This window comes from Lactococcus termiticola (genome assembly GCF_003116835.1).
Classification (GTDB): Bacteria; Bacillota; Bacilli; order Lactobacillales; family Streptococcaceae; genus Lactococcus; species Lactococcus termiticola.
Genome location: NZ_BFFO01000006.1, coordinates 74,416 through 98,477, shown reverse-complemented (window position 1 = coordinate 98,477; position 24,062 = coordinate 74,416). Strand labels below are relative to the sequence as shown.

General features: G+C 47.2%; 25 protein-coding genes and 1 pseudogene. 24 read left to right on the top strand and 2 right to left on the bottom strand.

Annotation, left to right across the window (positions count from 1 at the left end; genetic code table 11):
- Positions 1–21 precede the first annotated feature (21 nt).
- The 3 genes and pseudogenes from NtB2_RS05790 to rpsO form a co-directional block, all read left to right on the top strand.
- Positions 22–774: pseudogene (locus NtB2_RS05790) on the top strand (Stp1/IreP family PP2C-type Ser/Thr phosphatase); the annotation flags it as partial.
- An 83-nt stretch (positions 775–857) separates the two neighbouring features.
- Positions 858–2,750 (top strand): Stk1 family PASTA domain-containing Ser/Thr kinase, encoded by a 1,893-nt coding sequence (pknB, locus tag NtB2_RS05785; RefSeq protein WP_109245999.1) that lies wholly within the window; start codon positions 858–860, stop codon positions 2,748–2,750.
- Between the two features lie 162 nt (positions 2,751–2,912).
- Positions 2,913–3,182 carry a 30S ribosomal protein S15 gene (gene rpsO, locus NtB2_RS05780; RefSeq protein ID WP_109245998.1) on the top strand — a complete coding sequence of 90 codons (270 nt, stop codon included), beginning with the start codon at positions 2,913–2,915 and terminating at the stop codon, positions 3,180–3,182.
- A 748-nt stretch (positions 3,183–3,930) separates the two neighbouring features.
- On the opposite strand, the gene proC is transcribed toward rpsO, so the two are convergent.
- A complete protein-coding gene (proC, locus tag NtB2_RS05775) occupies positions 3,931–4,725 on the bottom strand; it encodes a pyrroline-5-carboxylate reductase (RefSeq protein WP_109246019.1) in 795 nt (264 codons plus the stop codon).
- Positions 4,726–4,850: 125 nt separating this feature from the next.
- Between proC and glmU the strand changes: the two genes are divergently transcribed.
- The 21 genes from glmU (at position 4,851) to NtB2_RS08625 (ending at position 23,467) form a co-directional block, all read left to right on the top strand.
- Positions 4,851–6,227, top strand: coding sequence for a bifunctional UDP-N-acetylglucosamine diphosphorylase/glucosamine-1-phosphate N-acetyltransferase GlmU (glmU, locus tag NtB2_RS05770; protein WP_109245997.1), 1,377 nt, complete (start codon positions 4,851–4,853; stop codon positions 6,225–6,227).
- 1 nt (position 6,228) lies between these two features.
- Positions 6,229–6,792: an NUDIX hydrolase gene (locus tag NtB2_RS05765; RefSeq protein ID WP_109245996.1), complete on the top strand. Its 564-nt coding sequence runs from the start codon at positions 6,229–6,231 to the stop codon at positions 6,790–6,792.
- 2 nt (positions 6,793–6,794) lie between these two features.
- Entirely contained in the window at positions 6,795–7,082 is a 288-nt protein-coding gene (gene macP, locus NtB2_RS05760) for a cell wall synthase accessory phosphoprotein MacP (RefSeq protein ID WP_109245995.1), read from the top strand.
- Positions 7,083–7,414: 332 nt separating this feature from the next.
- Complete coding sequence (locus NtB2_RS05755; protein ID WP_109245994.1) at positions 7,415–8,095, top strand: 5'-methylthioadenosine/adenosylhomocysteine nucleosidase; 681 nt, start codon at positions 7,415–7,417, stop codon at positions 8,093–8,095.
- 124 nt (positions 8,096–8,219) lie between these two features.
- On the top strand, positions 8,220–9,533 hold the full coding sequence (gene pepC, locus NtB2_RS05750) for an aminopeptidase C (RefSeq protein WP_109245993.1): 1,314 nt from the start codon (positions 8,220–8,222) through the stop codon (positions 9,531–9,533).
- Between the two features lie 371 nt (positions 9,534–9,904).
- On the top strand, positions 9,905–10,336 hold the full coding sequence (locus tag NtB2_RS05745; protein WP_109245992.1) for a LytTR family DNA-binding domain-containing protein: 432 nt from the start codon (positions 9,905–9,907) through the stop codon (positions 10,334–10,336).
- Positions 10,336–10,710, top strand: coding sequence for a DUF3021 family protein (locus NtB2_RS05740; protein WP_109245991.1), 375 nt, complete (start codon positions 10,336–10,338; stop codon positions 10,708–10,710). The genes NtB2_RS05745 and NtB2_RS05740 overlap by 1 nt, the downstream gene beginning before the upstream one ends.
- Entirely contained in the window at positions 10,707–11,528 is an 822-nt protein-coding gene (locus tag NtB2_RS05735) for an ABC transporter ATP-binding protein (RefSeq protein WP_109245990.1), read from the top strand. The genes NtB2_RS05740 and NtB2_RS05735 overlap by 4 nt, the downstream gene beginning before the upstream one ends.
- 2 nt (positions 11,529–11,530) lie before the next feature.
- Positions 11,531–12,271 carry an ABC transporter permease gene (locus NtB2_RS05730; RefSeq protein ID WP_109245989.1) on the top strand — a complete coding sequence of 247 codons (741 nt, stop codon included), beginning with the start codon at positions 11,531–11,533 and terminating at the stop codon, positions 12,269–12,271.
- 40 nt (positions 12,272–12,311) lie between these two features.
- Complete coding sequence (locus NtB2_RS08630; RefSeq protein WP_165814964.1) at positions 12,312–12,482, top strand: hypothetical protein; 171 nt, start codon at positions 12,312–12,314, stop codon at positions 12,480–12,482.
- A 52-nt stretch (positions 12,483–12,534) separates the two neighbouring features.
- A complete protein-coding gene (gene rlmB / locus NtB2_RS05725) occupies positions 12,535–13,263 on the top strand; it encodes a 23S rRNA (guanosine(2251)-2'-O)-methyltransferase RlmB (RefSeq protein ID WP_109245988.1) in 729 nt (242 codons plus the stop codon).
- Between the two features lie 6 nt (positions 13,264–13,269).
- A complete protein-coding gene (locus NtB2_RS05720; protein WP_109245987.1) occupies positions 13,270–14,136 on the top strand; it encodes a DegV family protein in 867 nt (288 codons plus the stop codon).
- Between the two features lie 156 nt (positions 14,137–14,292).
- A complete protein-coding gene (gene ftsA, locus NtB2_RS05715) occupies positions 14,293–15,648 on the top strand; it encodes a cell division protein FtsA (protein WP_109245986.1) in 1,356 nt (451 codons plus the stop codon).
- Positions 15,649–15,680: 32 nt separating this feature from the next.
- Positions 15,681–16,934 (top strand): cell division protein FtsZ, encoded by a 1,254-nt coding sequence (gene ftsZ / locus NtB2_RS05710; protein ID WP_109245985.1) that lies wholly within the window; start codon positions 15,681–15,683, stop codon positions 16,932–16,934.
- Position 16,935: 1 nt separating this feature from the next.
- Positions 16,936–17,610 carry a YggS family pyridoxal phosphate-dependent enzyme gene (locus NtB2_RS05705; RefSeq protein WP_109246018.1) on the top strand — a complete coding sequence of 225 codons (675 nt, stop codon included), beginning with the start codon at positions 16,936–16,938 and terminating at the stop codon, positions 17,608–17,610.
- Between the two features lie 45 nt (positions 17,611–17,655).
- The gene (locus NtB2_RS05700) at positions 17,656–18,270 is read left to right on the top strand and encodes a cell division protein SepF (RefSeq protein WP_109245984.1); all 615 of its coding nucleotides are present in this window, start codon (positions 17,656–17,658) and stop codon (positions 18,268–18,270) included.
- Positions 18,270–18,542 carry a YggT family protein gene (locus tag NtB2_RS05695; RefSeq protein ID WP_109245983.1) on the top strand — a complete coding sequence of 91 codons (273 nt, stop codon included), beginning with the start codon at positions 18,270–18,272 and terminating at the stop codon, positions 18,540–18,542. The genes NtB2_RS05700 and NtB2_RS05695 overlap by 1 nt, the downstream gene beginning before the upstream one ends.
- Positions 18,539–19,336 carry a YlmH family RNA-binding protein gene (locus NtB2_RS05690; protein ID WP_109245982.1) on the top strand — a complete coding sequence of 266 codons (798 nt, stop codon included), beginning with the start codon at positions 18,539–18,541 and terminating at the stop codon, positions 19,334–19,336. Before NtB2_RS05695 ends, NtB2_RS05690 begins: the two co-directional genes overlap by 4 nt.
- A gap of 21 nt (positions 19,337–19,357) precedes the next feature.
- On the top strand, positions 19,358–20,143 hold the full coding sequence (locus NtB2_RS05685; RefSeq protein ID WP_109245981.1) for a DivIVA domain-containing protein: 786 nt from the start codon (positions 19,358–19,360) through the stop codon (positions 20,141–20,143).
- Between the two features lie 317 nt (positions 20,144–20,460).
- Positions 20,461–23,250: an isoleucine--tRNA ligase gene (gene ileS, locus NtB2_RS05680; protein WP_109245980.1), complete on the top strand. Its 2,790-nt coding sequence runs from the start codon at positions 20,461–20,463 to the stop codon at positions 23,248–23,250.
- 79 nt (positions 23,251–23,329) lie between these two features.
- Positions 23,330–23,467 carry a hypothetical protein gene (locus NtB2_RS08625; RefSeq protein ID WP_165814963.1) on the top strand — a complete coding sequence of 46 codons (138 nt, stop codon included), beginning with the start codon at positions 23,330–23,332 and terminating at the stop codon, positions 23,465–23,467.
- A 32-nt stretch (positions 23,468–23,499) separates the two neighbouring features.
- Here NtB2_RS08625 and NtB2_RS05675 read toward each other — a convergent pair whose 3' ends face one another.
- A complete protein-coding gene (locus NtB2_RS05675; protein WP_165814962.1) occupies positions 23,500–24,009 on the bottom strand; it encodes a TetR/AcrR family transcriptional regulator in 510 nt (169 codons plus the stop codon).
- Between the last annotated feature and the right edge of the window lie 53 nt (positions 24,010–24,062).

The following is a 24,062-nucleotide window of genomic DNA, read 5'->3' as shown; positions in this document are numbered from 1 at the left end:
TTAATCTTGAAAGGGAGAAAAGTGGAATACAGTATCTTATCAGACATCGGCTCTAAACGGAGCAATAATCAGGACTTCGCTGGAAGCTTTGTCAATAAAGCCGGCCTGCGCATCTTTTTGCTTGCCGATGGTATGGGTGGACACAAGGCTGGAAATGTCGCCAGCAAGCTGACCGTAGAGGACCTGGGCAAGGTCTGGTCAGAGAGCTTTTTTGACGATAGCACGCCGGATGCGACCATCGAGCTCTGGCTCCGCAATCAAATCCGTAACGAAAACGAAAACATTGCCAACCTGGGCAAGCTCGATGAATACCAGGGCATGGGGACTACCCTCGAAGTCCTGGTAGCAAAGAGCCACAAGGTCATCTCGGCCCACGTCGGCGATAGCCGGACCTACCTGGTCCGTGCAGGCGAGCTCAAGAAAATCACCAATGACCACTCTCTGGTCCAAGAACTGGTCGATGCCGGACAGATCACGGAAGAAGAGGCTGAAAGCCATCCCAACAAGAACATCATCACCCGTAGCCTTGGTCAGACCAGCGAGGTCCAGCCGGACCTGGTCCACCTGGATGTCCAGGCTGATGACATGATTCTCATGAACTCTGACGGCCTGACCAACATGGTCAGCAATGAAGAAATCATGGCCATTGTTGACCAGCCAGAAACGCTGGATACAGCGACCCAGGCCCTGGTTGACAAGGCTAATGAACACGGCGGTTTTGACAATATCACTGTCAGCCTGATCAAATTTGACGGCCAAGAGGCTGAGATTCATGGTAAGGGCCAGGAAGCAGTACTAGAAACTGCGACGGCTGAAGCCGGTGAAACTCTTCAGTCTAGCGAAAGTGAGGTGTCTGAATGATCCAAATGGGACAACTCTTCGCTGACCGTTACCAGGTCAAAAAAGAAGTAGGACGTGGCGGAATGGCCAACGTCTACCAAGGAGAGGACAGTTTTATTGACAACCGCAAGGTCGCCATTAAGGTCCTCCGCCCGAATTTTGAAAACGATAGCATCGCCATCGCCCGCTTCCAGCGGGAAGCCTTTTCTATGGCTGAGCTCTCACACCCCAATATCGTCTCAATCACAGACGTCGGAGAATCCGATAACCAGCAATACATCGTCATGGAGTATGTCGATGGCCCGACGCTGAAGCAATATATCAAAGAGCATGCCCCCCTCTCAAATGAAGAGGCTATCAATATTGCCACAGAGATCCTTTCAGCTATGCAGATGGCCCACGGCCACGGCATCATCCACCGGGACCTCAAGCCTCAAAACATCCTGATGACGGCGAATGGCACGGCTAAGGTTACCGACTTCGGCATTGCCAAGGCCCTCTCAGACACCAGTCTGACTCAGACCAACACCATGTTTGGCTCGGTCCACTACCTCTCGCCAGAGCAGGCTCGTGGGGCCAATGCCACCATGCAGTCCGACATCTATGCCATCGGGGTCATCCTCTATGAGCTCTTGACCGGGGAGATTCCTTTTGATGGCGACTCGGCTGTGGCCATTGCCCTCAAGCATTTCCAGGAAAATATTCCAAGCATCATTGCTAAAAATAAAAATGTCCCTCAAGCCTTAGAAAATGTCGTCATCAAGGCGACCGCTAAGAAGCCTGAAGACCGCTATGAAAATGTAGCAGCCATGATGGCTGACCTTGCGACCTCGACCAGTCTTGACCGGGCCAATGAGCCTAAGCTGGTCTTCAAGCAGGACAAGGATGCGACCAAGCCAATGCCAAAAAACCTGATTGACACCAGTGATACCAATCAGTTGATTAAGCCGAAACAAGAAGAAGCAAAGGCTGAAAAGCCTGAAGAGAACAAGGCCGACGAGACAGCAAAGAAAAAAGGCAAAAAAGGCCTCATCATCGGAATCATCGCGACCCTTCTCTTGATTGCGGGTGTGGCTGGGGCCTGGATTGGCCTGACGCCTAACAATGTCAATGTGCCCAATGTCCAAAACCTCAGTCTTTCTGAAGCCGAGTCTAAAATCAAGGCTGCCGGCCTCCAAGTCGGCACGGTTACTGAAGAGACCAACAGCCAGATTGCCGAAGGCAATGTGGTCAGGACCAATCCTTCTGCTGGTAGCTCGACCCGTAAGGGCAGTAGAGTGACCATCTACAAGTCAGCCGGCAATAACATCAAGCTGGACAACTATGTCGGTCGCCAATACCAGGATGTCGTTAACGACCTGCTCAACAAGGGCATCTTGACCAGCCAGATTAACAAGGTTCTCGTCCAAAGTAACAAGGACGCCGGAGAAGTCACCAAGCAGGACCCAGGTTCAGGTAGCTTCTTTGACCCATCAGGCGATGGGCAAATCACGCTGACCGTCTCACAAGGTAAGATGGTTAATATCCCGAACTACCTTAGCGACGGCGGTCTTGGTACCATGCAGCTTGACACCCTCAAACAGCTTCTAGTCAAGGCAGGTATTCCAAATTCTAATATTGTCACACAAGAAACAACGAATACTCAAGGTGCAAGTGCCAACAATATTGTCTACCGGATTACCACTGCTGACAGCTCAAGCATATTGCAAAATGGAGCTGAGGTCGATCCGACCAACCAGTTTATCATCTACTATCTGGGGACTTATCAGGCCCCACAACAGACCTCTGAGAGCACGACTGCTGAAAGTAGCCCTCAGAGCTCGCCTGCGACCGGCAACGGTGGCCACAGTGCCCAGGCTGACCAGCAAAATAGTCAGTCGACCACTGCACAAAGCTCATCATCTAAGTAAGCTTAAAAATCTGCATTTCGCAGATTTTTTTGTGACAAAAAGTTGATAAAAGCTGAGAAATGTTGTAAACTAGGGGAGTAGTTTTTTACAACCATTTCTTGGTTTTAGGCTTTGCCAGCCTCTTACTCGGATCTGGCATTAAAGTAAAAAGGAGAAAAAATCATGGCTATCTCAAAAGAGAAAAAACAAGAACTCATCAAGCAATACGCACGCACTGAAGGTGACACTGGTTCACCAGAAGTACAAATCGCTGTATTGACATGGGAAATTAACCACCTTAATGACCACATCAAGTCACACAAAAAAGACCACGCTACTTACCGTGGTTTGATGAAAAAAATCGGTCGCCGTCGTAACCTCTTGAGCTACCTTCGCTCTAAAGACGTTCAACGTTACCGTGAACTCATCGCTTCACTTGGACTTCGTCGTTAAGCATAGATTCAGCCCTCTGTGGCTGTTTTTTTGTTTTTTGGTGGAATGAAGTCTCAGGCTGTTGTTGGGGTTCGTTGCGTTACAGAAATTCTGCAAAAGCACTGTGAGGCCCGCAAGCCAACCTTCGGTTGCATTGCTAAAACCCGAGCCCTAGTGGTCTCGGGTTTTGCCTTCTTTCACAGTGTTTTTGCAGAATTTCCTCCACTCCACTTCTAGCATGAAACTTTTCCTTAAATGTGAATGCAGTCTATTTTAGAATAATGGTAAATCAGAGAGGGGACTGTAATGAGGACTACAACAATTCGCTTTGACGCAGAAACTTATGAGCAAATTATGAAGCTTGCTGACCTGGAAGGGGTATCAACGACCGGCTTCATGTGACAGGTGATTCTAAGCAAGATGGAAGACATCCAGGATTATGAAGATGGGGTCAAGGCTCTTACAGAAGGCAGTGGCAAGATTGTAGGGCGTGAAAGTGTCCTTGAGCGACTTGGAATGCTCTAATGCTCTTAGGTATAGTTTTGGATGTTGACAAAGCTTGGCAAAATAGCAATAGTGCAGTGTAGGAAATTCTGATAAACCACTGTGAAAGAAGGCAAAAGGCGAGACCGATAGGGCTCACCTTTTAGCAATGGAAGCCGAAGGCTTCGCTTGCGGCCCTCACAGTGTTTTTGAAGAATTTCCGGAACGGAACGAACCTTCTGGGAGGCATAAAAAAAGCCCGGCCAAAGCCGAAGCAGATTCTTTCTCATTTCCCCAAAGCCTTATCCTTTTCAATCGTCGCATTAACAGCGGCAATCACACTCGATACAAAACCCGTATCCTCAAGCGAGACAACACCTGCAACAGTCGTGCCCCCAGGGCTTGAGACCTTGTCGACCAGGGCCCAAGGGTTTTCTTGGCTGGCCATGAGCATTTGGGCTGAGGCGGAGACGGTTTCTGCGACGATTTGTGTGGCCTGGGACTTTGGTAGCCCATTGAGGACGGCGGCCCGGCTGAGAGCGTCGATAAAGATGTAGATAAAGGCAGGGCTAGAGCCTGCGATGGCTGTGAAATTGGCAAAGTCTTTTTCTGCGATGTCGTGGACACTGCCGACCTGCTCAAAAATCCTCTTGACTGCTTGATAGTCCTCATCGCTGACATATTCATTGGCAACCATCGCTGTCGTAGAAGCCTGGATGCTGGCATTGATATTGGGCATGATGCGGACAATGGGCTGGCCTGCCTGGTCGGCAAGTCCGGCGAGCTCGTCAAGAGTCAGGCCTGCAGCGATTGAGACGATAATCTTATCTGCACTGAGCTGAGGAGACATACTGCTCAAAACAGCAGGCAGGACCTGAGGTTTGACGGCCAGAATGATAATGTCAGACTTCTCCAGGACTTCTTGAGGTCCAGCCAGAGCAGTAATCCCAAGCTCGCCAGCCTCTTTTTTTGTCTTCTCAAAATCCCGGCCAGAGGCGAAAATCTGATATGCTTCCTTGTCCAGCCCTGCAATAATGACCGTGCTCATCTTTCCAAGTCCAATAAAACCAATGCTTTTCATCGTCTTTGCTCCTTGCTTATTTTTTCTCATTTTACCATAAATCCCCTAGTTTAGGGAAGATAGGCCTGCTTTTCTCATAAATATGTTATAATTGCTTATAGTTAAACTTAAACGGAGGTTCTTTTATGAACAAATATGTAATCGTTCTGGCTGCAGGCAAGGGCACACGGATGAAGTCCAAGCTCCCCAAAGTCCTGCATGAAGTGACAGGAAAGACCATGCTGGCCCATGTTTTGGACAATGTCGCTGAGCTTGCGACTGAAAAGCGGGTGGTCATCGTCGGTCATGAGGCCGATATGGTCATTGCCAGCCTCCCCCAAGGAACCAACTATGTCAAGCAAGAAGAACAGCTGGGGACAGGTCATGCGACTAAAATTGCAGCCGACCTTCTGGCTGACCAAGAAGGGGCGACCCTTGTCATCGCAGGCGACACACCACTGATCACAGGTGATACGCTCAACAAGCTTTTTGACTACCACTTTGAGCAAAAGGCGACAGCGACCATCTTGACTGCCAATGCTGAAAATCCAACAGGCTACGGGCGGATCATCCGTGGGGCAGACGGCTCTGTGGAAAAGATTGTCGAGCAAAAAGATGCCTCAGCTGAAGAAGCGGCGGTTAAGGAAATTAATACCGGGACTTACGTTTTTGATAACAAGGCCCTCTTTGAGGCTTTGAGCAATCTGACGACTGATAATGCCCAAGGCGAATACTACTTGACTGATGTTATCGAAATCTTTAAGAAAGACGCTAAAATTGTCTCAGCTTATACGCTGGATGACTTTGAAGAAAGCCTCGGTGTCAATGACCGTGTGGCCCTGGCCCAGGCTGAAAAAGTCATGCGTGCCCGGATCAACAAGCAACACATGATTAACGGCGTGACCCTGGTTGACCCTGAGCATACCTATATCGACTCAGATATTTCGATTGGCGAAGGTTCGCTGATTGAGGCCAATGTGACAATCAAGGGCAAGACGACCATCTACAAGAACGTCCATATCACGGCAGGTTCAGCCATCTATGACTCAGAAATCCATTCAGGAGCTGAGATTCGTAATTCGACGGTTGAAAGCTCTAAGATGGACATCGGCAGTAACTGTGGCCCTTACGCCCACCTCCGTCCTGGCACTGTCCTGGGCGAAGAAGTCCACATCGGCAACTTCGTCGAAGTCAAGGGTTCTACCCTCGGCCGCGGCACAAAGGCTGGCCACTTGACTTATATCGGCAATGCGACGGTTGGCGAAAAGGTCAACTTTGGTGCTGGTACTATCACGACCAACTTTGATGGCCAACATAAATTTAACACTGAAATCGATGACTATGCCTTCATCGGCTCAAATTCAACCTTGATTGCTCCTGTCCGGATTGGTAAAAACGCCCTGACTGCAGCAGGATCGACCATCACAGAAGACGTGCCAGACGAGTCCATCGCACTCGGCCGTGCCCGCCAGGCCAACAAACTCGGCCAGGCCAAGAAACTCCCTCACTATCGTGGACAATAAGATGTACGATTCTAAAAAGTTTGAAGAAAAGACCCTCAAGCGGGAGAACATCTTTGAAGGCAAGATTTTTCAAGTCGTCAGAGATGAGATTGCCCAGCCAGACGGTAAGACTGGTTTTCGTGAGCTGGTCTTCCACAATGGCGGTGTGGGCATCGTTCCCATTATCGATGATAAGATACTTCTCGTTGGCCAGTACCGAAAGGCCTTAGAACGCTTTATTTACGAGATTCCAGCAGGCAAGCTAGAGCCCGGTGAAAATGCTGATCCGGCGACTGCTGGCCTCAGAGAGCTAGAAGAGGAGACGGGTTATAGTACAGATGAGCTGGTTGAGCTCCCGGTCTTTTACGGGACTGCTGGCTTTTCATCAGAAAAGACCTATCTTTATTATTCTGATAAATTAAGCAAGGTAGAAAAACCTCGGCCTAAAGATGACGATGAATTTTTAGAAGTCATTCAAGTCAGCCTAGACGAGGCTAAATCCATGCTTGAGCGGGGCGAAATTGCTGATGCCAAGACCATCATTGCCCTCCAATACTGGGAAATCCAAAGACTGAAAGGAGCTTGAGCATGCCTAGACCTTTATTGACCGATGACATCATCGAGCAGGCCCAGCGTGAAAAGCTAGAAGCTGAACTCAGACTTCGCCGTGAGCTCGAAGAAGACGAAGAGCTCGCACAAAAATACGATCAAAAAGAAGAAGAACTCGCCAAGCAGGCGGTTTATAAGAGCCGTCGCATCGAGAATGTCAAAGTCAAAGAACGCTCAAAGAAGCTGAATAAGTGGCTTTGGATTATCTTGCTGGTCGCGCTGCTGCTGTTGGTGCTCTTTGTGCTTTATTATTTTACTAATTTGTAAGAGAGACGTACAATTTAATAGTTAAAAACGATAGGAAATTACACATGAAAATAGTAATAATCTGTGCCATGGCTCAAGGCGACCAATGGGAGCGTTGAGGTTGGAGATAAGGAAAGCGGAGCTTTCCACCTCTCGTCCATGTCGTACTGATAAGGACTATGTTCATTAAAAACGATAGGAAATTACACATGAAAATAGGAATAATTTGTGCCATGGCTCAAGGCGACCAATGGGAGCGTTGAGGTTGGGGATAAGGAAAGCGGAGCTTTCCACCTCTCGTCCATGTCGTATTGATAAGGACTATGTTCATTAAAAATGATAGGAAATTACATATGAAAATAGGAATAATTTGTGCCATGGACGAAGAAATCCGCGTCTTGGTTGAAAACCTCGAAGACTATGGAAAACAGACCCGCCACGGCTTTATCTTCCATACGGGGATGCTTGGCCGTCATGAGGTGGTCCTGGTCCAATCTGGTATCGGGAAGGTTATGTCAGCCATGGCAGTCGTGCTCTTGACGGATGTCTTTAGCGTAGATGCCATCATCAACACAGGCTCTGCCGGTGCCCTTGATGAGGGCTTGGCGATCGGCGATGTTGTGATTGCTGACCGGCTGGCCTACCACGATGTGGATGTGACAGCCTTTGGCTATGCATTTGGTCAGATGGCCCAACAGCCCCTTTACTATGAGTCAAGCAAGTACTTTATTTCTGAGCTTAAGCAGGTCATTGACCAGCCTAAGGTCGGTCTGATTACAAGTTCAGATAGTTTCATTGCTAGCTCTGAAAAGACAGCAGAAATCAAGCAGCATTTTCCAGATGTGATGGCTGTTGAGATGGAGGGGGCCAGTATTGCCCAGGCGGCGACTGCCCTCAAGAAGCCTTTCGTTATCATCCGGGCCATCTCAGACACAGCCAGTCATGATGCTAATGTGAAATTTGATGAATTTATCATTGAAGCAGGCAAGCAGTCTGCTCAGACCTTGATGAAGTTGTTGGAAAATATGGAATGAATGATTGAAACCTCTCTAAAATGAGGTTTTTTCTATATTCTCATCGCCTCCATTTTTAGAAAATCAAGGCTTGTTTTTTCCCGAAAATTGGACTATATTAAAGTGAGAAAGAAAGGAGTTTAACATGACAATAACAGAAGATTTTACCCAAAAACTTTATGACAAGTTCCTGGCTGACAAGACCCTCCAGGCGGTAGAAAATGCGGCGACTAAGAACGGCCTGCTCAATGCCCTGGAAAACCGGGCTTCTCACGCTAAGAACCTGCCAGAATTTTCGATTGACCTGACCAAGGACAAGGTGACCAACCAGAAGCAGTCTGGCCGTTGCTGGATGTTTGCGGCGATGAACACCTTCCGCCATCCTCTGATTGGCGACTACAATCTGAAGGATTTTGAGTTTTCGCAGGCCTATCCCTTCTTTTGGGACAAGTATGAGAAGGCCAACTGGTTCATGGAGCAGATCATCCAGAATCCTGAGATGGATGACCGTCGCCTGAAATTCCTCCTTCAGACCCCGCAACAGGACGGTGGCCAGTGGGATATGATTGTGGCCATCTTCCAGAAGTACGGTGTCGTGCCAAAGGCCATCTATCCTGAGTCTGAGGCCAGTTCCAACTCCCGTGAACTCAACCAGTACCTGGATAAATTGCTCCGTCAAAATGCAGAAATTTTAATCAATGCCATGAAATCCGGCAAGGATGTGGCAGGCATCAAGGAAGCCATGCTCCATGAGGTATTTAACTACCTCGCTGCGACCCTGGGCCTGCCACCACAAGAATTCGACTTTGCCTTCCGTGACAAAGACGGCGAGAACTTTACCCGCTTCTCTGGCACGCCAAAAGACTTCTATAATAAATTTGTGGGCACAAACTTGGACGACTATGTCTCTATCATCAATGCCCCAACGGTTGACAAGCCTTATAATCAAAGCTACAGCGTTGAGTTTCTCGGCAATGTGGTCGGTGGTAAGCCTGTCAAGCATCTGAATGTCGACATGGACCGCTTCAAGAAGCTGGCCATCGCCCAGATGCAGGCAGGAGAAACAGTCTGGTTTGGCTGTGACGTTGCCCAGCTTTCTAATAGAAAAGACGGTCTCTTGACTCTTGACAGCTATGACTTTTCGGCAGTCGGACTCAACTTTACTCAAAGTAAGGCAGCACGTCTGGACTACGGAGAAAGCCTGATGACTCATGCCATGGTTCTGGCCGGTGTTGACCTTGATGAGGCTGGTAATCCTAAGCAATGGAAGGTCGAAAACTCCTGGGGCAAGGACGCCGGCTCATTTGACGGCTACTTTGTCGCCTCTGATGAATGGATGGACGAGTACACCTACCAAATCGTCGTCCGCAAGGACCTCCTGACAGCAGAAGAGCTCAAGGCCTATGAGGCAGAACCACAAGTTCTCCTGCCTTGGGATCCTATGGGTGCACTTGCATAAAGAAAGGGTCCGGGGGACCCTTTCTTGCAAGTGCATCTATAGAATAAGGAAAAGCGGAGCTTTTCCTCCTTGCATAAGTACAAGGTCCACTGGACCTTGTACTGCAAGTGCCTGTACTAAATAGGGAAAAGCAAAGCTTTTCCTCCTCACATAAAATGGTCTGGGAGACCATTTTAAGCTGAGTGCACCTATTGGAATGAGGAAAACGGAGTTTTTCCTCCTTGCTTAAAGTGCTGTTGTTTGGCTTACAATGTGCTTACAATACTAAGGATATTAAAGAAATGCCACTCCTGGCATTTCTTTATCCCTAAAAATAGAAACTTCGTCCCAAAGTCTATTGCCCGCCCCCAATAATGGTGTAAAATAAAAACATGAAGTTATTCAAAGAAATCATTCCCGGCCTTAAGGAACCAGAAGTTCTGATTCGAGCCTGCCGAGAAGAAGACTATCAACAGATTGCTCAAAGACTTTCTGATAAGGTGGAGATAGAGACGACTAAAGGCATAAAACGTCTTAATAAGCCCGACATCATCTACGTGGAAGCTCTAAAAAACTATGTGGAGCTTCATACGACATCAGACAGTATCCAAGTGAGAATGCCGCTCTACAAGATGAAGGAAAAGCTGGGAGAGGACTTCATTCAAGTCTCAAGATCTTATCTGATCAACTTTCAAGGCTTAAGCGCACTGGAAGTAGACTTGGTTCAAGGTCTCGTTGCAAGAGTTTCAGGTTTGAAGATTCCTGTGACGAGAAGTTTTGTGGCAAATCTTGAAGCACGAATAGAAAAGGAGCAAGAAAAATAATGCGTATACTCAAATCAATAGGACTTGGTGTCGTTGTTGCCTCGCTCTGTATGGTCATCATGGCAGCCATCTACTGGAATACATGGATGGTGACGCTGACGCTTATTCAAGGTGCTGCTCAAGGCCTTGTTGCAGTACTGGTCTATGGCTTCCTCAAGGCGCCCTATCTTATAAAGTTTATCAGTCATGCCCTATTAAGCTATCTCCTCGCCTTTGCTATGCTGCTCTTAAATCATCAGTATTGGCAGGTCAATCTTTTAACCTTCAGCGTCGAGTGGCTGCTGATCTTTGCATTGGTCTACCTCTACATTTATTGGAGAAATCGAACTGAAGCAAGAAGGCTTAATGAAAAGATTGTGAGGTTAAGAAAATGAAAATTGAGCATTTAGAAAAATCTTTTGGAACTGTCAAAGTCTTAAAAGACATCAATCTCTCTGTTAAATCAGGCGAGCGGATTGCTATTTTAGGGGGCAACGGCTCAGGAAAGACAACGCTATTAAACATCATTAATGGCGGTATAAAAGCCACAGGAGGCAGCATTGATTTTGAAGAGATGGCGATCAACCATCAAAACACAGCCTATATCATGCAGCATGAAAGCCTTCCTTCTGAACTCCGTTTGCAAGAAGTACTGGCGCTCTTTTCAAGAGATAAGGCTGCTTATCAGAGGGGATTGGATTTAGCAGATCAGTTTGATTTGACCAAAAATCTCAGAAAGAAATACGCTCAACTTTCTGGCGGAGAAAAACAAAAGCTGCTTTTAATTTCAAGCCTGCAAAATCAGCCCAGTTACTTCTTTTTAGATGAGATCACGACAGGTCTTGACTACAATAGTCGAGATGACCTCTTGGATTTTTTAGCAAGTGTCTTTGAGGAGAAACAAGCCAGTCTATTTCTAGTGACCCATTATATCGAAGAAGCCCTTCGTCTCTGCAATCGCTTTGTAGTCATCAAGTCTGGGAAGATTATTGAAGATTTTACAAAAGAAGCACTGATCTCAAATGAAGATAGTCTGATTCGCTTTGACCAGGAGATGACAGCTTATCAAGCCTATCTGATTCAATCAGAGCAACATACTTACAAGCTTCCCAAAGCGCTGATGTCTCAAGTATTAGCGCATGATTTTGAACATATTTTGAGCTATGAGCGAGATTTTACTAGGAATCTCGGACAGATTATTGAAGGAGCTTAGAGATGAAAAAATTTATGACTTATTTGATGACAGAACTCAAATTAAGGTTTAGGATTCCTGTTTCGGTCTTCTTTATCTTTATTTTCCCTATCTTTCTTATGATTGCTTTTGCTTCGAGTTTTGGTCATGCAGATCCCCACTATGTGCAGGATAACATGGCCATCATCATGTTTTATGGGGTCTTATCAGCAAGTGTGACCAGTTTTTCTTCAGATTTGGCCAGATATAAACAGGATAATTTCTACTTTTTGATTGAGCGGCGCTCAGGAAATAAGTTGCTCTATCTCCTTGCCCAAATCATCGCCTTTCTCATCATCATCTTTGTTTCCACACTGGCTGTGCTTCTGGTTGCTCATTTGAATTATCATTATCAGCTTCCAGGTCTTGAGCGCTTGTTGCCTTTTTACCTCAAACTCTTTGCCTATACGCTCCCCTGGTTTTTAGTTTCTTTAATCATCGGCTTTTCGGCTAAAAATTCAGCTGTTGCTTCGGCCATTGCCATGCCTGTGATGTTTGTCAGCTACTTTCTTTCGGGAATGATGGTGCCCTATAGCCTTTTGACAGGGGGACTTCAAAAGATTGCTCAGCACTTTTTCCTGACGCAGAATCTGTCGGATTTGACAGCGAGCCTAGGGCAGACCGCACTTGTGGCTAATCAGTGGCCCTTAATCATCGGCTGCTACATCGTCCTCATCGGCCTTGCTGCAGCAAGCTTATATCGCAATGTGCTGGTAAGAAATTAAGACGACGTTCAATTAAACAATTATTAAGGAGGGTCTCAAAATGAAAAAATCACTCTATCGTTTCCCAATTTATCTCATCGTCCTCTTTCTCTACCTTGCCCTCTCTGCCTTTACAGGACTCTCAGACGACAAGCTCGGCTTCATCTTCTTGATTATCCCCATCTATTACCTGACTGTCCGTGCGATACCAGAGCCTAAGCATGACCACTAAAAGCCTGCCACTCGGCAAGGCTTTTTTTTCTTCAATATGATAAAATAGGCCTATGGAAAATAGCGATATTGTGTACGGATTGCACGCTGTGACAGAGAGTTTGAAGGCGGGGACCGTCAACAAACTTTATATTGATGATAAAATCAAGGGGAAAAACCTGGAGCAAATCAAGGCTCTGGCCTCTGAAAAGAAGGTCAACATCTCCTGGACCAGCAAGGCCGAGCTGGCCAAGCTTTCAGAAGATGGCGTCCACCAGGGTTTCTTGGCCCGTGTGGCTCCATTTCCATATGTGGAAATAGACCAGCTCATAGACCAGCTCAAAGATAAGGAAAACGCTACGCTTATCATCCTGGATGAACTGACTGACCCCCATAATCTGGGTGCGATTGCGAGGACTGCAGATGCAACGGGCGTGGATGGCATCATCATCCCTAAGCACCGGGCCGTGGGCGTGACACCGACGGCTGTTAAGGCCTCAACAGGTGCCTTTGAACACCTGCCGGTAGCCCGAGTGACCAATCTGAGCCAGACCCTGGAAGCCTTGAAGTCAGCAGGTTTCTGGGTCTTTGGGACCGACATGGCCGGCACCAGCTATAACAAATGGAATACGGGTGGCAAGATTGCCTTGATTATTGGCAATGAAGGCAAGGGAATTAGCCAGGGCCTAAAGAAGCAGGTTGATGAGATGGTCAGCATCCCTATGGTTGGCCATGTTCAAAGCCTCAATGCCAGTGTCGCTGCGGCAGTGTTAATGTATGAAATTTTTAGAAATAAGGGATAATAAAATATGAGCTTCAAGATTATTACAGATTCAACAGCAGACCTGCCAGACAGCTATGTCGCCGAGCATGACATTATCGTGCTTGGCATGACCGTGACCGTCGGCGACGACAGCTATGAGACGGTCGGCGAAGGCCGGCTGACCAATGACACCCTCCTGGCCGAAATTGCAAAGGGCAAGAAGGTCCAGACCGCCCAGGTCAATTCAGGTCAGTTTCTCGAGGTCTTTAAGGCCTCAGCACAAGCTGGCGAAGAAGTGCTTTATCTGGCCTTCTCATCAGGCCTTTCTGGGACCTACCAGTCTTCAGTGATGGCCCGTGAGATGGCACTGGAAGAATTTCCAGAAGCGAAAATCACTGTCTTTGACACGCTGGCTGCCGCATCAGGCGAAGGCTTTATCGTCGAAGAAGTAGTCAAGCTCCGTGAAGCCGGCCATTCGGTCGAAGAGGTTGTCAGCCAGCTTGAGCATCTGTCAACGCATTTACAGAGTTTGTTTATGGTTGACGACCTGAACCACTTGGCCCTGGGTGGCCGGATTTCTAAGGCGGTCGCTGTCATGGGGACCATGGCCAACATCAAGCCTCTGCTCTATGTTGACAAGCCAGGGACGCTCCAGCAGGCTGGACGTGTCCGGGGCAAGAAAAAAGCCCTCAACAGCTTGATTAAGGACACTTTGGAGGGGATGGATACCGCTTATTCTAAGGTCATCGTTTCTTACTCAGGAGAGGATGCGACAGCCCAGGAAATCAAGGCCTGCTTCCTTGAAGCAGGGGTCCAAGAAGTCGAAGTGAGACCGCTTAGCCCAACCATTGTGACTCATACGGGTGCAGGGACGATTGCCATCTTTTCGATGGGACGAAATCCAAGGGCCTAAAACTTGTGAAAAAAATCATCTTATTTACAGTTTGAGCCTTGTTTTATCAGGATTTTATGTTAGAATAGATAGTGAGTGAAAATCTCGCTATTTAATTATACAAAAAATTAAGACTTAAAAAAATTTAACGCGTTGTGTAGGAAAGGAGTCACTTTTATGGCCAAAAGTGGACTTTATACGGGAGTAGATATCGGAACCAACACCATAAAGGTGCTGGTTGCCGAGTATATCTCCGGTGAAATGAACATTATCGGTGTGGGTAACGCCAAATCTGAAGGACTTAAAAACGGCATCATCGTTGATATTGAAAAAGTAGCACATGCTCTTGGACAAGCCATCCAGACTGCTGAAGAACGGGCCGGAATTAAAATTGATAAAATCAATGTTTCCATCCCAGCGACTCAGCTGGAAATGGAACCTTGCCAAGGCATGGCGGCGATTCTTGGTGCCAGCCAAGAAATCACTGATGACGACGTCCTTCAAGTGGTGTCAAACGCACTGGTGCGTGGGACAACGCCTGAACGTGAAATCATCACACTTGAAGCGACTGAGTTTACAGTTGACGGCTTTACAGGCATCTCTGACCCACGTGGTATGTTCGGGACCCGCTTGGAAATGCGTGGTCTGGTCTACACTGGTCCTCGTACCCTGATTCACAACGTCCGTAAGGTCGTAGAGCGCGCCGGCCTCTTTGTTGAAAACATCGTGATTGCACCGCTTGCCATGGCCCAATACGTCCTCTCTGAAGGAGAACGTGAGTTTGGGACCATCATGGTCGACCTTGGTGCCGGTCAGACGACAGTGACTGCTGTCAAAGACCAACAAATCAAGTTTACACACAGCTCACCAGAAGGTGGCGACTATATCACAAAAGACATCGCTGCTGTCCTTGAGACTTCTATTAAAAATGCAGAAGATCTTAAAGTCAACTACGGTGAAGCAAGCACAGAGCGGGCAAGCGAAAGCGAGACCTTCGCTGTTGATGTGGTCGGACAGGCTCAACCTCAAGAATTTACAGAGCTTTATCTCTCACAAATCATCGAAGCCCGTCTGTCACAAATCCTGACCCGGGTCCGTCAAGACATCGATCGGAACCGCCTGTCTGAGATCCCTGGTGGAGCCGTCCTCATGGGTGGCACAGCTGCTATGCCTGGTGTCGTTGATGTGGCAACCCGTATCCTTGGCATCAATGCCCGCCTCTTTGTGCCAACTGAAATGGGTCTTAGAAATCCTGCCTTTGCAGAAGTGATTTCTATCGTGAATCATATCGGCATGAGAAGTGAAATCGATGACCTGGTATCTTACGCTATCTCAGGTAACTATACCTATGTCGAAGAAGGCAACAGCTATGTCGAGCCTGCAGTTTCAGCCACTCCAGTAGAAACTGAAGTCACTGAAACGCCTGCCCCAGCTTATCAAGCTCCAGCGGCAGTCGCTCCAAAGCAAGAGGAAGAAGAGTCTGAAGGACTTGTCGGCCGCGTCCGTGGCATGTTCGGCAACCTCTTTGACTAAGACGCTCAAAATATAAACGGAGACTAAAAAACATGGAATTTTCATTTGATACAGAATTAACATCAGGTGCGGTCATCAAGGTTATTGGTGTCGGTGGTGGTGGTGGAAACGCCGTCAACCGCATGATCGAAGAAGGCGTGTCTGGCGTAGAATTTATCGCAGCCAACACAGACGTTCAAGCCCTCAAGTCATCTAAGGCTGACACTGTCATCCAGCTTGGCCCTAAATTGACTCGTGGTCTTGGTGCCGGTGCCCAACCTGAGGTTGGCCGTCGTGCTGCTGAAGAATCAGCAGAAACAGTCACTCAAGCCCTCGACAATGCTGACATGGTCTTTATCACTGCCGGCATGGGTGGTGGTACTGGTACAGGTGCTGCCCCAGTCATTGCTCAAATCGCTAAAGAAATTGGTGCTTTGACAGTTGCGGTCGTTACTCGTCCATTTGGTTTTGAAGGTTCAAAACGTTCTTACTTCGCAACTGAAGGAATCGAAGAACTTCGTCAAAACGTAGATACACTTCTTATCATCTCAAACAACAACTTGCTTGAAATCGTTGATAAGAAGACACCATTGACAGAAGCTCTTATGGAAGCTGACAATGTTCTTCGTCAAGGTGTTCAGGGTATTACTGATTTGATTACAAATCCAGGTATGATTAACCTTGACTTCGCTGATGTGAAGACTGTTATGGCTAACAAGGGTGATGCCCTCATGGGTGTGGGCGCTGCCACTGGTGAAGACCGGGTCATCGAAGCAACCCGTAAAGCCATCTTTAGCCCACTCCTTGAAACAACGATCGAAGGTGCTGAAAATGTCCTCTTGAACGTCACAGGTGGTATGGACATGAGCTTGTCTGAAGCACAAGATGCATCAGAACTCATCATCAACACTGTTGGTCAAGATGTTAACATCATGCTTGGTACATCTATCGACGACAGCCTGACAGATGAAATCCGTGTGACTGTTGTTGCGACAGGCGTTTCTAAAGAAGAAATCGAAGAAGTATTGAACGAACAACCACGTCGTCAACAAACTTTTATTTCTGGAAGCAATGTGACCCAACAGCCAATGCAACGTCCAGCCGCTTCACAGAAGCGTCCTGCTCAAGGCCAGGCTCAAGCTCAACAACAGACTTCAGCCTTCGGCGACTGGGACATCCGTCGTGAAAACTCAGGCCGTCAGACCCCATCAAGCACACGTGATAACTCAAACGTGACAAGCTTCTCAGGTCTGCCAGCAGGAGAAGATGACGACCTGGACACACCAGCATTTTTCCGTAAAAAATAAGATGCAGATAAAAGAAAATGTCAAAAGCATCAGAGAAAGGGTAGACAAGGCTGTGGCCTCGTCGCCTTTCCCTTTATCTGAGCCTCATGTTATTGGGGTAACCAAGTATGTGGATGCTGAGACGGCTAGACAGCTCGTCGAAGCTGGCATCCATGACATCGCAGAAAATCGGACCGAGCTCTTTCTTGAAAAGCAGGAAGCCCTCTCTGATTTAGATGGTATTAGCTGGCATCTGATTGGAAGCCTCCAACGCCGGAAGGTCAAAGAGGTTATCAACAAGGTCGACTACTTCCATGCCCTGGACAGCCTAAAGCTCGCCCAGGAGATTGAGAAGCGGGCAGAGCACGAGATTAACTGCTTTGTCCAGGTCAATGTCTCTGGCGAGGCGAGCAAGCATGGCTTTAGCCCAGAGGAGCTAGAGGAAGCTCTGACATCTATCAACGCGTTAAGCCGGGTCAAGGTCGTCGGTCTGATGACAATGGCACCGATTGATGCGACGGAGTCTGAGCTGGCTGACATTTTCGGAAAAACTTATCAATTAAAAGAAAAAATGAGGGCCCTCAAGCTCCCAAACATTCCTTGTACTGAGCTCAGCATGGGGATGAGTCGGGACTTTGAGACAGCCATCAGCAATGGGGCGAGCTTTGTAAGAATTGGAACTGAATTCTTCAAATAAGGCGTCCCGCCGCAAGGCAAAACAGTTAATATTTTGGAGGGCTTCATGGCTTTAAGAGATCAAATTGAAAAATTACGTAATTACTTTGTAGAGGACGACGAAGAGTTTGAAGACGAACCTGTCCGTCCCCAAAGGACTAGCGTAACTTCAACGCCACAAGCAGCAACGACAACAGCGAAAGCAGAAGAAAAACCAGCCACAGCACCAGCAAGCACTGCTACTGCAACGGCTGCTCCTGCTCAAGCCCGTCCTGCTGCCCCGGCAACGACTCCAAGTCAAAAGCCCCAGGGCCGGCGTTCAGCTTCAGGCTTTAGCCGCCCTAGACAGGAAAGAAGCGTGCAACAACAAACCTTGAACCCAACTGCTAGTCAGACCAACACCAGCCAAGTGATTGCCATCAAAGAGCCCCGTGCCTACAATGACATCATGGAAGCTGCCCGTATCGTCAAGAACGGCGAAGCGGTCCTTGTCAACTTCAAATTTATGACGGATTCACAAGCCCGTCGTTCGATTGACTTCTTGACAGGGGTCGTCTTTACCATCGATGGGGACATCCAAAATGTGACAGGCCAGCTCTTTGTTGTGACGCCTGCCTCAGTTGCGATTGACGTTGAACGCCAGATTGAAGCCTTGACAGAAGGCTATGACCCTTACAAATAATGATCCTATACAATTTATTAAATTTAGTCTTAACAATCATCAGCATCTACTCATGGGTCCTGGTGATTTATGCTTTATTGAGTTGGACGCCTTATAGCTGGCAGACTTCTGGCTTTGGCCGTCTCATTGCGAAGCTCGCAGAGCCCTACCTTGGCATCTTTGAGCGACTCCGTCTGACCTTTTTTGGCATGAATTTTACCGTGATCCTCGCCATTATTTCCCTTCAAGCCATCAGCTGGCTTCTGGTCACTCTTTACAATAATCTGATATGAGCGGGCATATTTACCAGCATTATCAGCCGGAAGAGCGGATTTTTGTCGACCGGGTCCTAGACTGGTTTGAGCAGGTCGAGGGAAATTATTCTGTAGTCAGCACTTATTTCTTAAATCCTAGAGAACAAGAGATTCTCCAGACTTTAGGAAATAAGCGAGAGCTACAGATTTTTTTGAGTTCTGATATGATGACGGGCGAGACGGAGATGGTCAAGGCAGTGCTTGCTCCGGACTTTTATGAGCTGGACGAAGACGACTTTGATATGGCCCTGCTTGAAATTCGTTATGCCAGTAAATTTCATGAGCTCAAGCATGCCCAGATTTTGGGGACCCTGCTCGGTCAGACGGGGATTAAGCGGGAGCAGATTGGCGACGTTCTTCTGGCTGACAAGCGGGCCCAGGTCTTTGTTTCAAAGAAGATGGTCACGGCGATTAGCCAGTCTGTGACGAAGATTGGTCGGGCAACGGTTCAGTTTAAGGAAGTAGCCTGGTCTGAAAAATTAGAAATTGAAGAGCAGGCAACGAGGAAAGTCCTGTTACTGAGCCAGTTACGCCTGGATAAAATTATCTCAGAATCTTTTAACATTCCTCGCAATATTGCCGCAAATATGATAGAATCAAGTAAGGTGAAAGTCAATTTCCGAGAGCTCTCGAAAAAGGATTTTCAGCTTAAGGCAGGCGATTTGATTAGCCTGCGAGGCTACGGCCGGATTAAGATTTTAGCGATGCTCGGCTTGACCAAGAAGGACAAGCAAAAAGTTGAAGTCGATATTATTAAGAATAAAAAACGATAAGAAATAAAGTGAGGTTAGGCTATGGCATTAAGCAGTTTAGACATTCAAAACAAGACCTTTGATACGAAGTTCCGAGGCTACGACAAGGTTGAAATTGATGAATTTCTCGACCTTGTAACACGTGACTATGATGAGTTTGCACAGACCATCAAAGACCAAGACCGCGAACTAAAGACCCTCCGTGAGCAGATCAAGTACTACGACGACATGCGTGACACGCTCAATAACTCTATCGTCGTAGCTCAAGATGCGGCCGATAACCTCCGTTCACAGGCTGAGGCAGAATCTGGCAAGATTATCGATGATGCTGGTGTCAAGGGACAAAACATCATCGAGGGGGCCAAAAAAGAAGGTGGCGTGATCCTCACGCAGGCTTCTGCCGATGCTAGCCGTCTCATCCGTGATGCTGACGACCTCCGTCGTAAGATGCGTCTCTACCATCAACGGATGAAACAGCTTATCGAAGCCCAACTGGCCAATGTCAACTCAGAAGAATGGACAGAAGTCCTCAATCCATCTGAGCTCATGATTCTAAATCCTGAAGAAAAACTCCAGGAAATCGTGGACAATGCCGCAAGTACTGCTGCTGCACAGACTGAAGAGCCTGAAGCAGAAGCTAAGGCTGAGGAAGTTGTAGAAGCTAAGCCAGAAGAAAAGACTTCTGAAATCACCTCTGAGGCTATCTCAGAAGTGACTTCAGAAGCTAAGGAATCTAAAGCCGAAGCCACAGAAACCGCAGAAGAAGCAAGCAGCGAAGCCAAGTCAGAAAGCATCGACTTTGGCAACACCATGGAATTTAATAAATAAGATTCAGAACGCAAAGCATAGCTGAAAGTCTCAGCGAGCAGGGGATGATGGGAGCCCTGCACTCACTCGACTATGCCTTATCATCTGAGGAAGGTCCGCTGAAATTGAGTAAGCGAGACGGTAAGCCAGGCCTTAACTGCTTCGAGTTCAAGCGGGAAACTGCTTGATAAATGAAGGTGGTACCACGGCTTTTCGTCCTTTGCGAAGAAGTCGTGTTTTTTATTATAGCAATGCTTGTAAGTCGCTAAAGCGAAAATAAGCAAAGGCTAGCTGTTGTGGCAGCTAGCTAGTTGTCGTATCAATAAGAGGAATCAAATATGAAAATCAAAGACACATTAAATCTAGGAAAAACAGCCTTTCCCATGCGGGCAGGCCTGCCAACAAAAGAGCCAGAATGGCAGAAGAAGTGGGATGGGGATAAGCTCTATCAGCTCCGTCAAAAATTGAACGAAGGGAAACCGTCATTTATGCTCCACGATGGTCCTCCTTATGCGAATGGTAACATTCACTTGGGACACTCGCTTAACAAGATTTCAAAAGATATTATCGTTCGCTACAAGTCTATGGCAGGTTTCCGCGCACCTTACGTTCCTGGCTGGGATACGCATGGTTTGCCGATTGAGCAACAACTTGCTAAAGCTGGTATGAAACGCAAGGAAATGGATTTACTGGATTATCTTGAAGAATGTCGTAAATATGCACTCTCACAAGTGGATATGCAACGCTCAGACTTCAAGAGTCTTGGTGTGCTTGGCGATTGGGAAAAACCTTATGTCACGCTTTTGCCAGAATACGAAGCAGCACAAATCCGTGTCTTTGGTGCGATGGCTGAAAAAGGCTATATTTATAAAGGTCAAAAGCCAATCTATTGGTCTCCATCATCAGAAAGTTCTCTCGCTGAAGCTGAAATCGAATATCAAGATGTCCGCTCAGCCTCTATTTATGTGGCTTTCAAAGCAAAAGATACAAAAGGACTTTTGCCTGAAGACACTGAATTTATCATTTGGACAACAACACCATGGACGATTCCATCAAATCTCGGCATCTTTGCTCACCCAGACTATGACTACAGCTTGGTAGAAGTGGCTGACCGCAAGTTTCTGATTGCTTCAGAAATGCTTGATGCTGTGTCTAGTAAGCTGGAATGGGAAAATCCTAAAGTTTTGCAAACGCTTAAAGGTTCTGACCTTGACATGATGGTCGCAAAACATCCATTCTACGACCGTGATACACTCGTGATGAATGCTGACTATGTCACACTTGACTCAGGGACTGGACTTGTCCACGTTGCCCCAGGTCATGGTGAAGATGACTATTTTGCTAGCCGTAAATACAAGCTTGAGGTCCTCTCACCAATTGACGACCGTGGCTACTATACTGCTGAAGCACCAGGTTTTGAAGGACTTTTCTACGACGAAGGAAATAAAAAATCTACTCAACTCCTCGAAGAAAATAATGCCCTCCTCAAGCTTGAATTCTTCACCCACAGCTACCCACACGACTGGCGTACAAAGAAACCAGTCATCTTCCGTGCGACACCACAATGGTTTGCCTCTATTGATGATTTCCGCCAAAACATTTTGGACGAAGTGGAAAAAGTAGACTGGGTGATTCCATGGGGTAAAACACGTCTTTACAATATGGTGCGTGACCGTGGCGACTGGGTTATCTCACGTCAACGCGCTTGGGGTCTGCCGCTTCCTATCTTCTATGGGGAAAATGGTGATGCGATTATCACACCAGAGACCATTGACCATATTGCCAATCTCTTTGCTGAACATGGCTCTAAAGTCTGGTTCGAACGTGAAGCAAAAGACTTGTTGCCAGAAGGATTTACACATCCAAGCTCACCAAATGGCATTTTCACAAAAGAAAAAGACATCATGGACGTCTGGTTTGACTCAGGTTCTTCATGGAATGGCGTGCTGAATGGTCGTGAAGAACTCAGCTATCCTGCTGACCTCTATCTTGAAGGCTCTGACCAATACCGTGGTTGGTTTAACAGCTCGATCACAACCTCTGTCGCAGTCAATGGCATCGCGCCCTATAAGGCTGTCCTCTCACAAGGTTTCGTCCTTGACGGCGAAGGCCGCAAAATGTCTAAGTCAATCGGAAATGTTATCGTACCAAAAGATGTAACGAAACAATTTGGTGCGGATATTCTCCGTCTTTGGGTGGCTTCTGTCGATACAGAGAGCGATGTCCGCGTATCTATGGATATCCTCAAACAAATCTCAGAAGTTTATCGTAAGATCCGTAACAGTTTGCGTTTCTTGCTTGCGAACACTTCTGACTTTGATAAGAATGCTGATGCTGTACCATACGCTGAAATGCGTGGCGTTGACAAATACATGACGGTGAAATTCAACGAACTTGTCAAAGCAGTCCGTACAGCTTACGATAAGTACGACTTCATGACCGTTTATAAGCTCATTGTGAATTTCTTGACGCAAGACTTGTCAGCCTTCTACCTCGACTTTGCCAAAGATGTCGTCTATATCGATGCTGCCAAAAGCAAGGCACGTCGTGGGATGCAGACCGTCATGTATAAGATGCTGGTTGACTTGACGAAAATGCTCGTGCCAATCTTGCCACATACTGCTGAAGAAACTTGGACCTATCTGGAAAATGAAAGTGAGCAATACGCTTATCTTTCAGAAATGCCTGAGCCTGTAGCCTACCCAGATGCTGAGGAACTTCTCGGCGAGTGGGAAAGCTTCTTTGACTTCCGTGATAAGGCTTTGAAGGCCTTGGAAGAAGCCCGTATCGCGAAGCTTATCGGTAAGCCACTCGAGGCCAAGCTGGTCGTCTATCCAAACGAAGTAGTAGCAACGCTCTTGAAGAGCCTGGATGAAAATGTCGCACAGCTTCTGATCGTTTCAGAGTTGGAGATTTCAAGCGAGAACGCTCCAGAAGACGCTCTCAAGTTTGACGACATGGCCATTCTGGTAGAACGCGCCGCAGGCGAAGTCTGCGACCGTTGCCGTCGGACGGATGTGACCGTCGGTCAAGACAGCAATCCACACCTTGCACATCTCTGTGCATCCTGTGCAGCGATTGTCGGCAGCGAGTTTCCTGAGGTCTTGGCTGAGGGGTTTGAAGAATAAAATTGATAATGACAGTTTTCCATTTTTGGAGAGCTGTTTTTTTATCTGCTATAATGGAATCAAAAAAGGAGGATGAGAGATGAATGAAGAAGGGTTGAGAGAAGCTTGGGAAGAGCTGAAAAGAGAAATAATGATGGGACACGAGGATATTCAAGCCGGAAGAACAACAGCTCTAGCAGAAGTCCGTAAGGAGTTTGGGCTAGAAGAAAGACAGTAGTAAAAAAGCCGTCGCCACAAGCAACAGCTCTTTTACTTCACCATCCGCCCAATCGAATCATGCACCTCTCCAATAGGTCGCCCCTTCCCCGACAAAATCCAATCTCGCCAGACGGCAAAAGTGCCAGCTGATACAAAGCTCAGCCAGAGCTCGTCGTCGACTTGGCCCTTAAAGAAAGCCTTGATTTCTCGACTGAAAATTTCTTCTAAGAGGGGCATGAAGCCTCGTTGCTGAGCCAGGAGGAGCTCTGTCTCAAAACTCAAGAAGAACTGCTCTTGTATTTGAAGCTTGCTCAGTTGATTATCATCATTTTTAAGTTGACTAAAAGTCGCCGAAATCTTATCTTCAAAATAACTCAGCAAAACCTCATCCAGGCTCTGAAACTGCCGGTAAAAAGCCATCCGACTGACACCCGCCCGCTGGCAGAGCTGGGAGATACTGATTTTAGCGAGTTCTTTTTCTTCCAGCAACTCCAGCAAAGACTGGCAGAGATAGGCCTTGGTCTCTAATTTTAATTTTTCTGCGTGCTCAGTCGCTGCCATTACAAAACCCTCGATTCTGTCAACAAGGCGATTTCTGTCTTGTTTTTTATTTT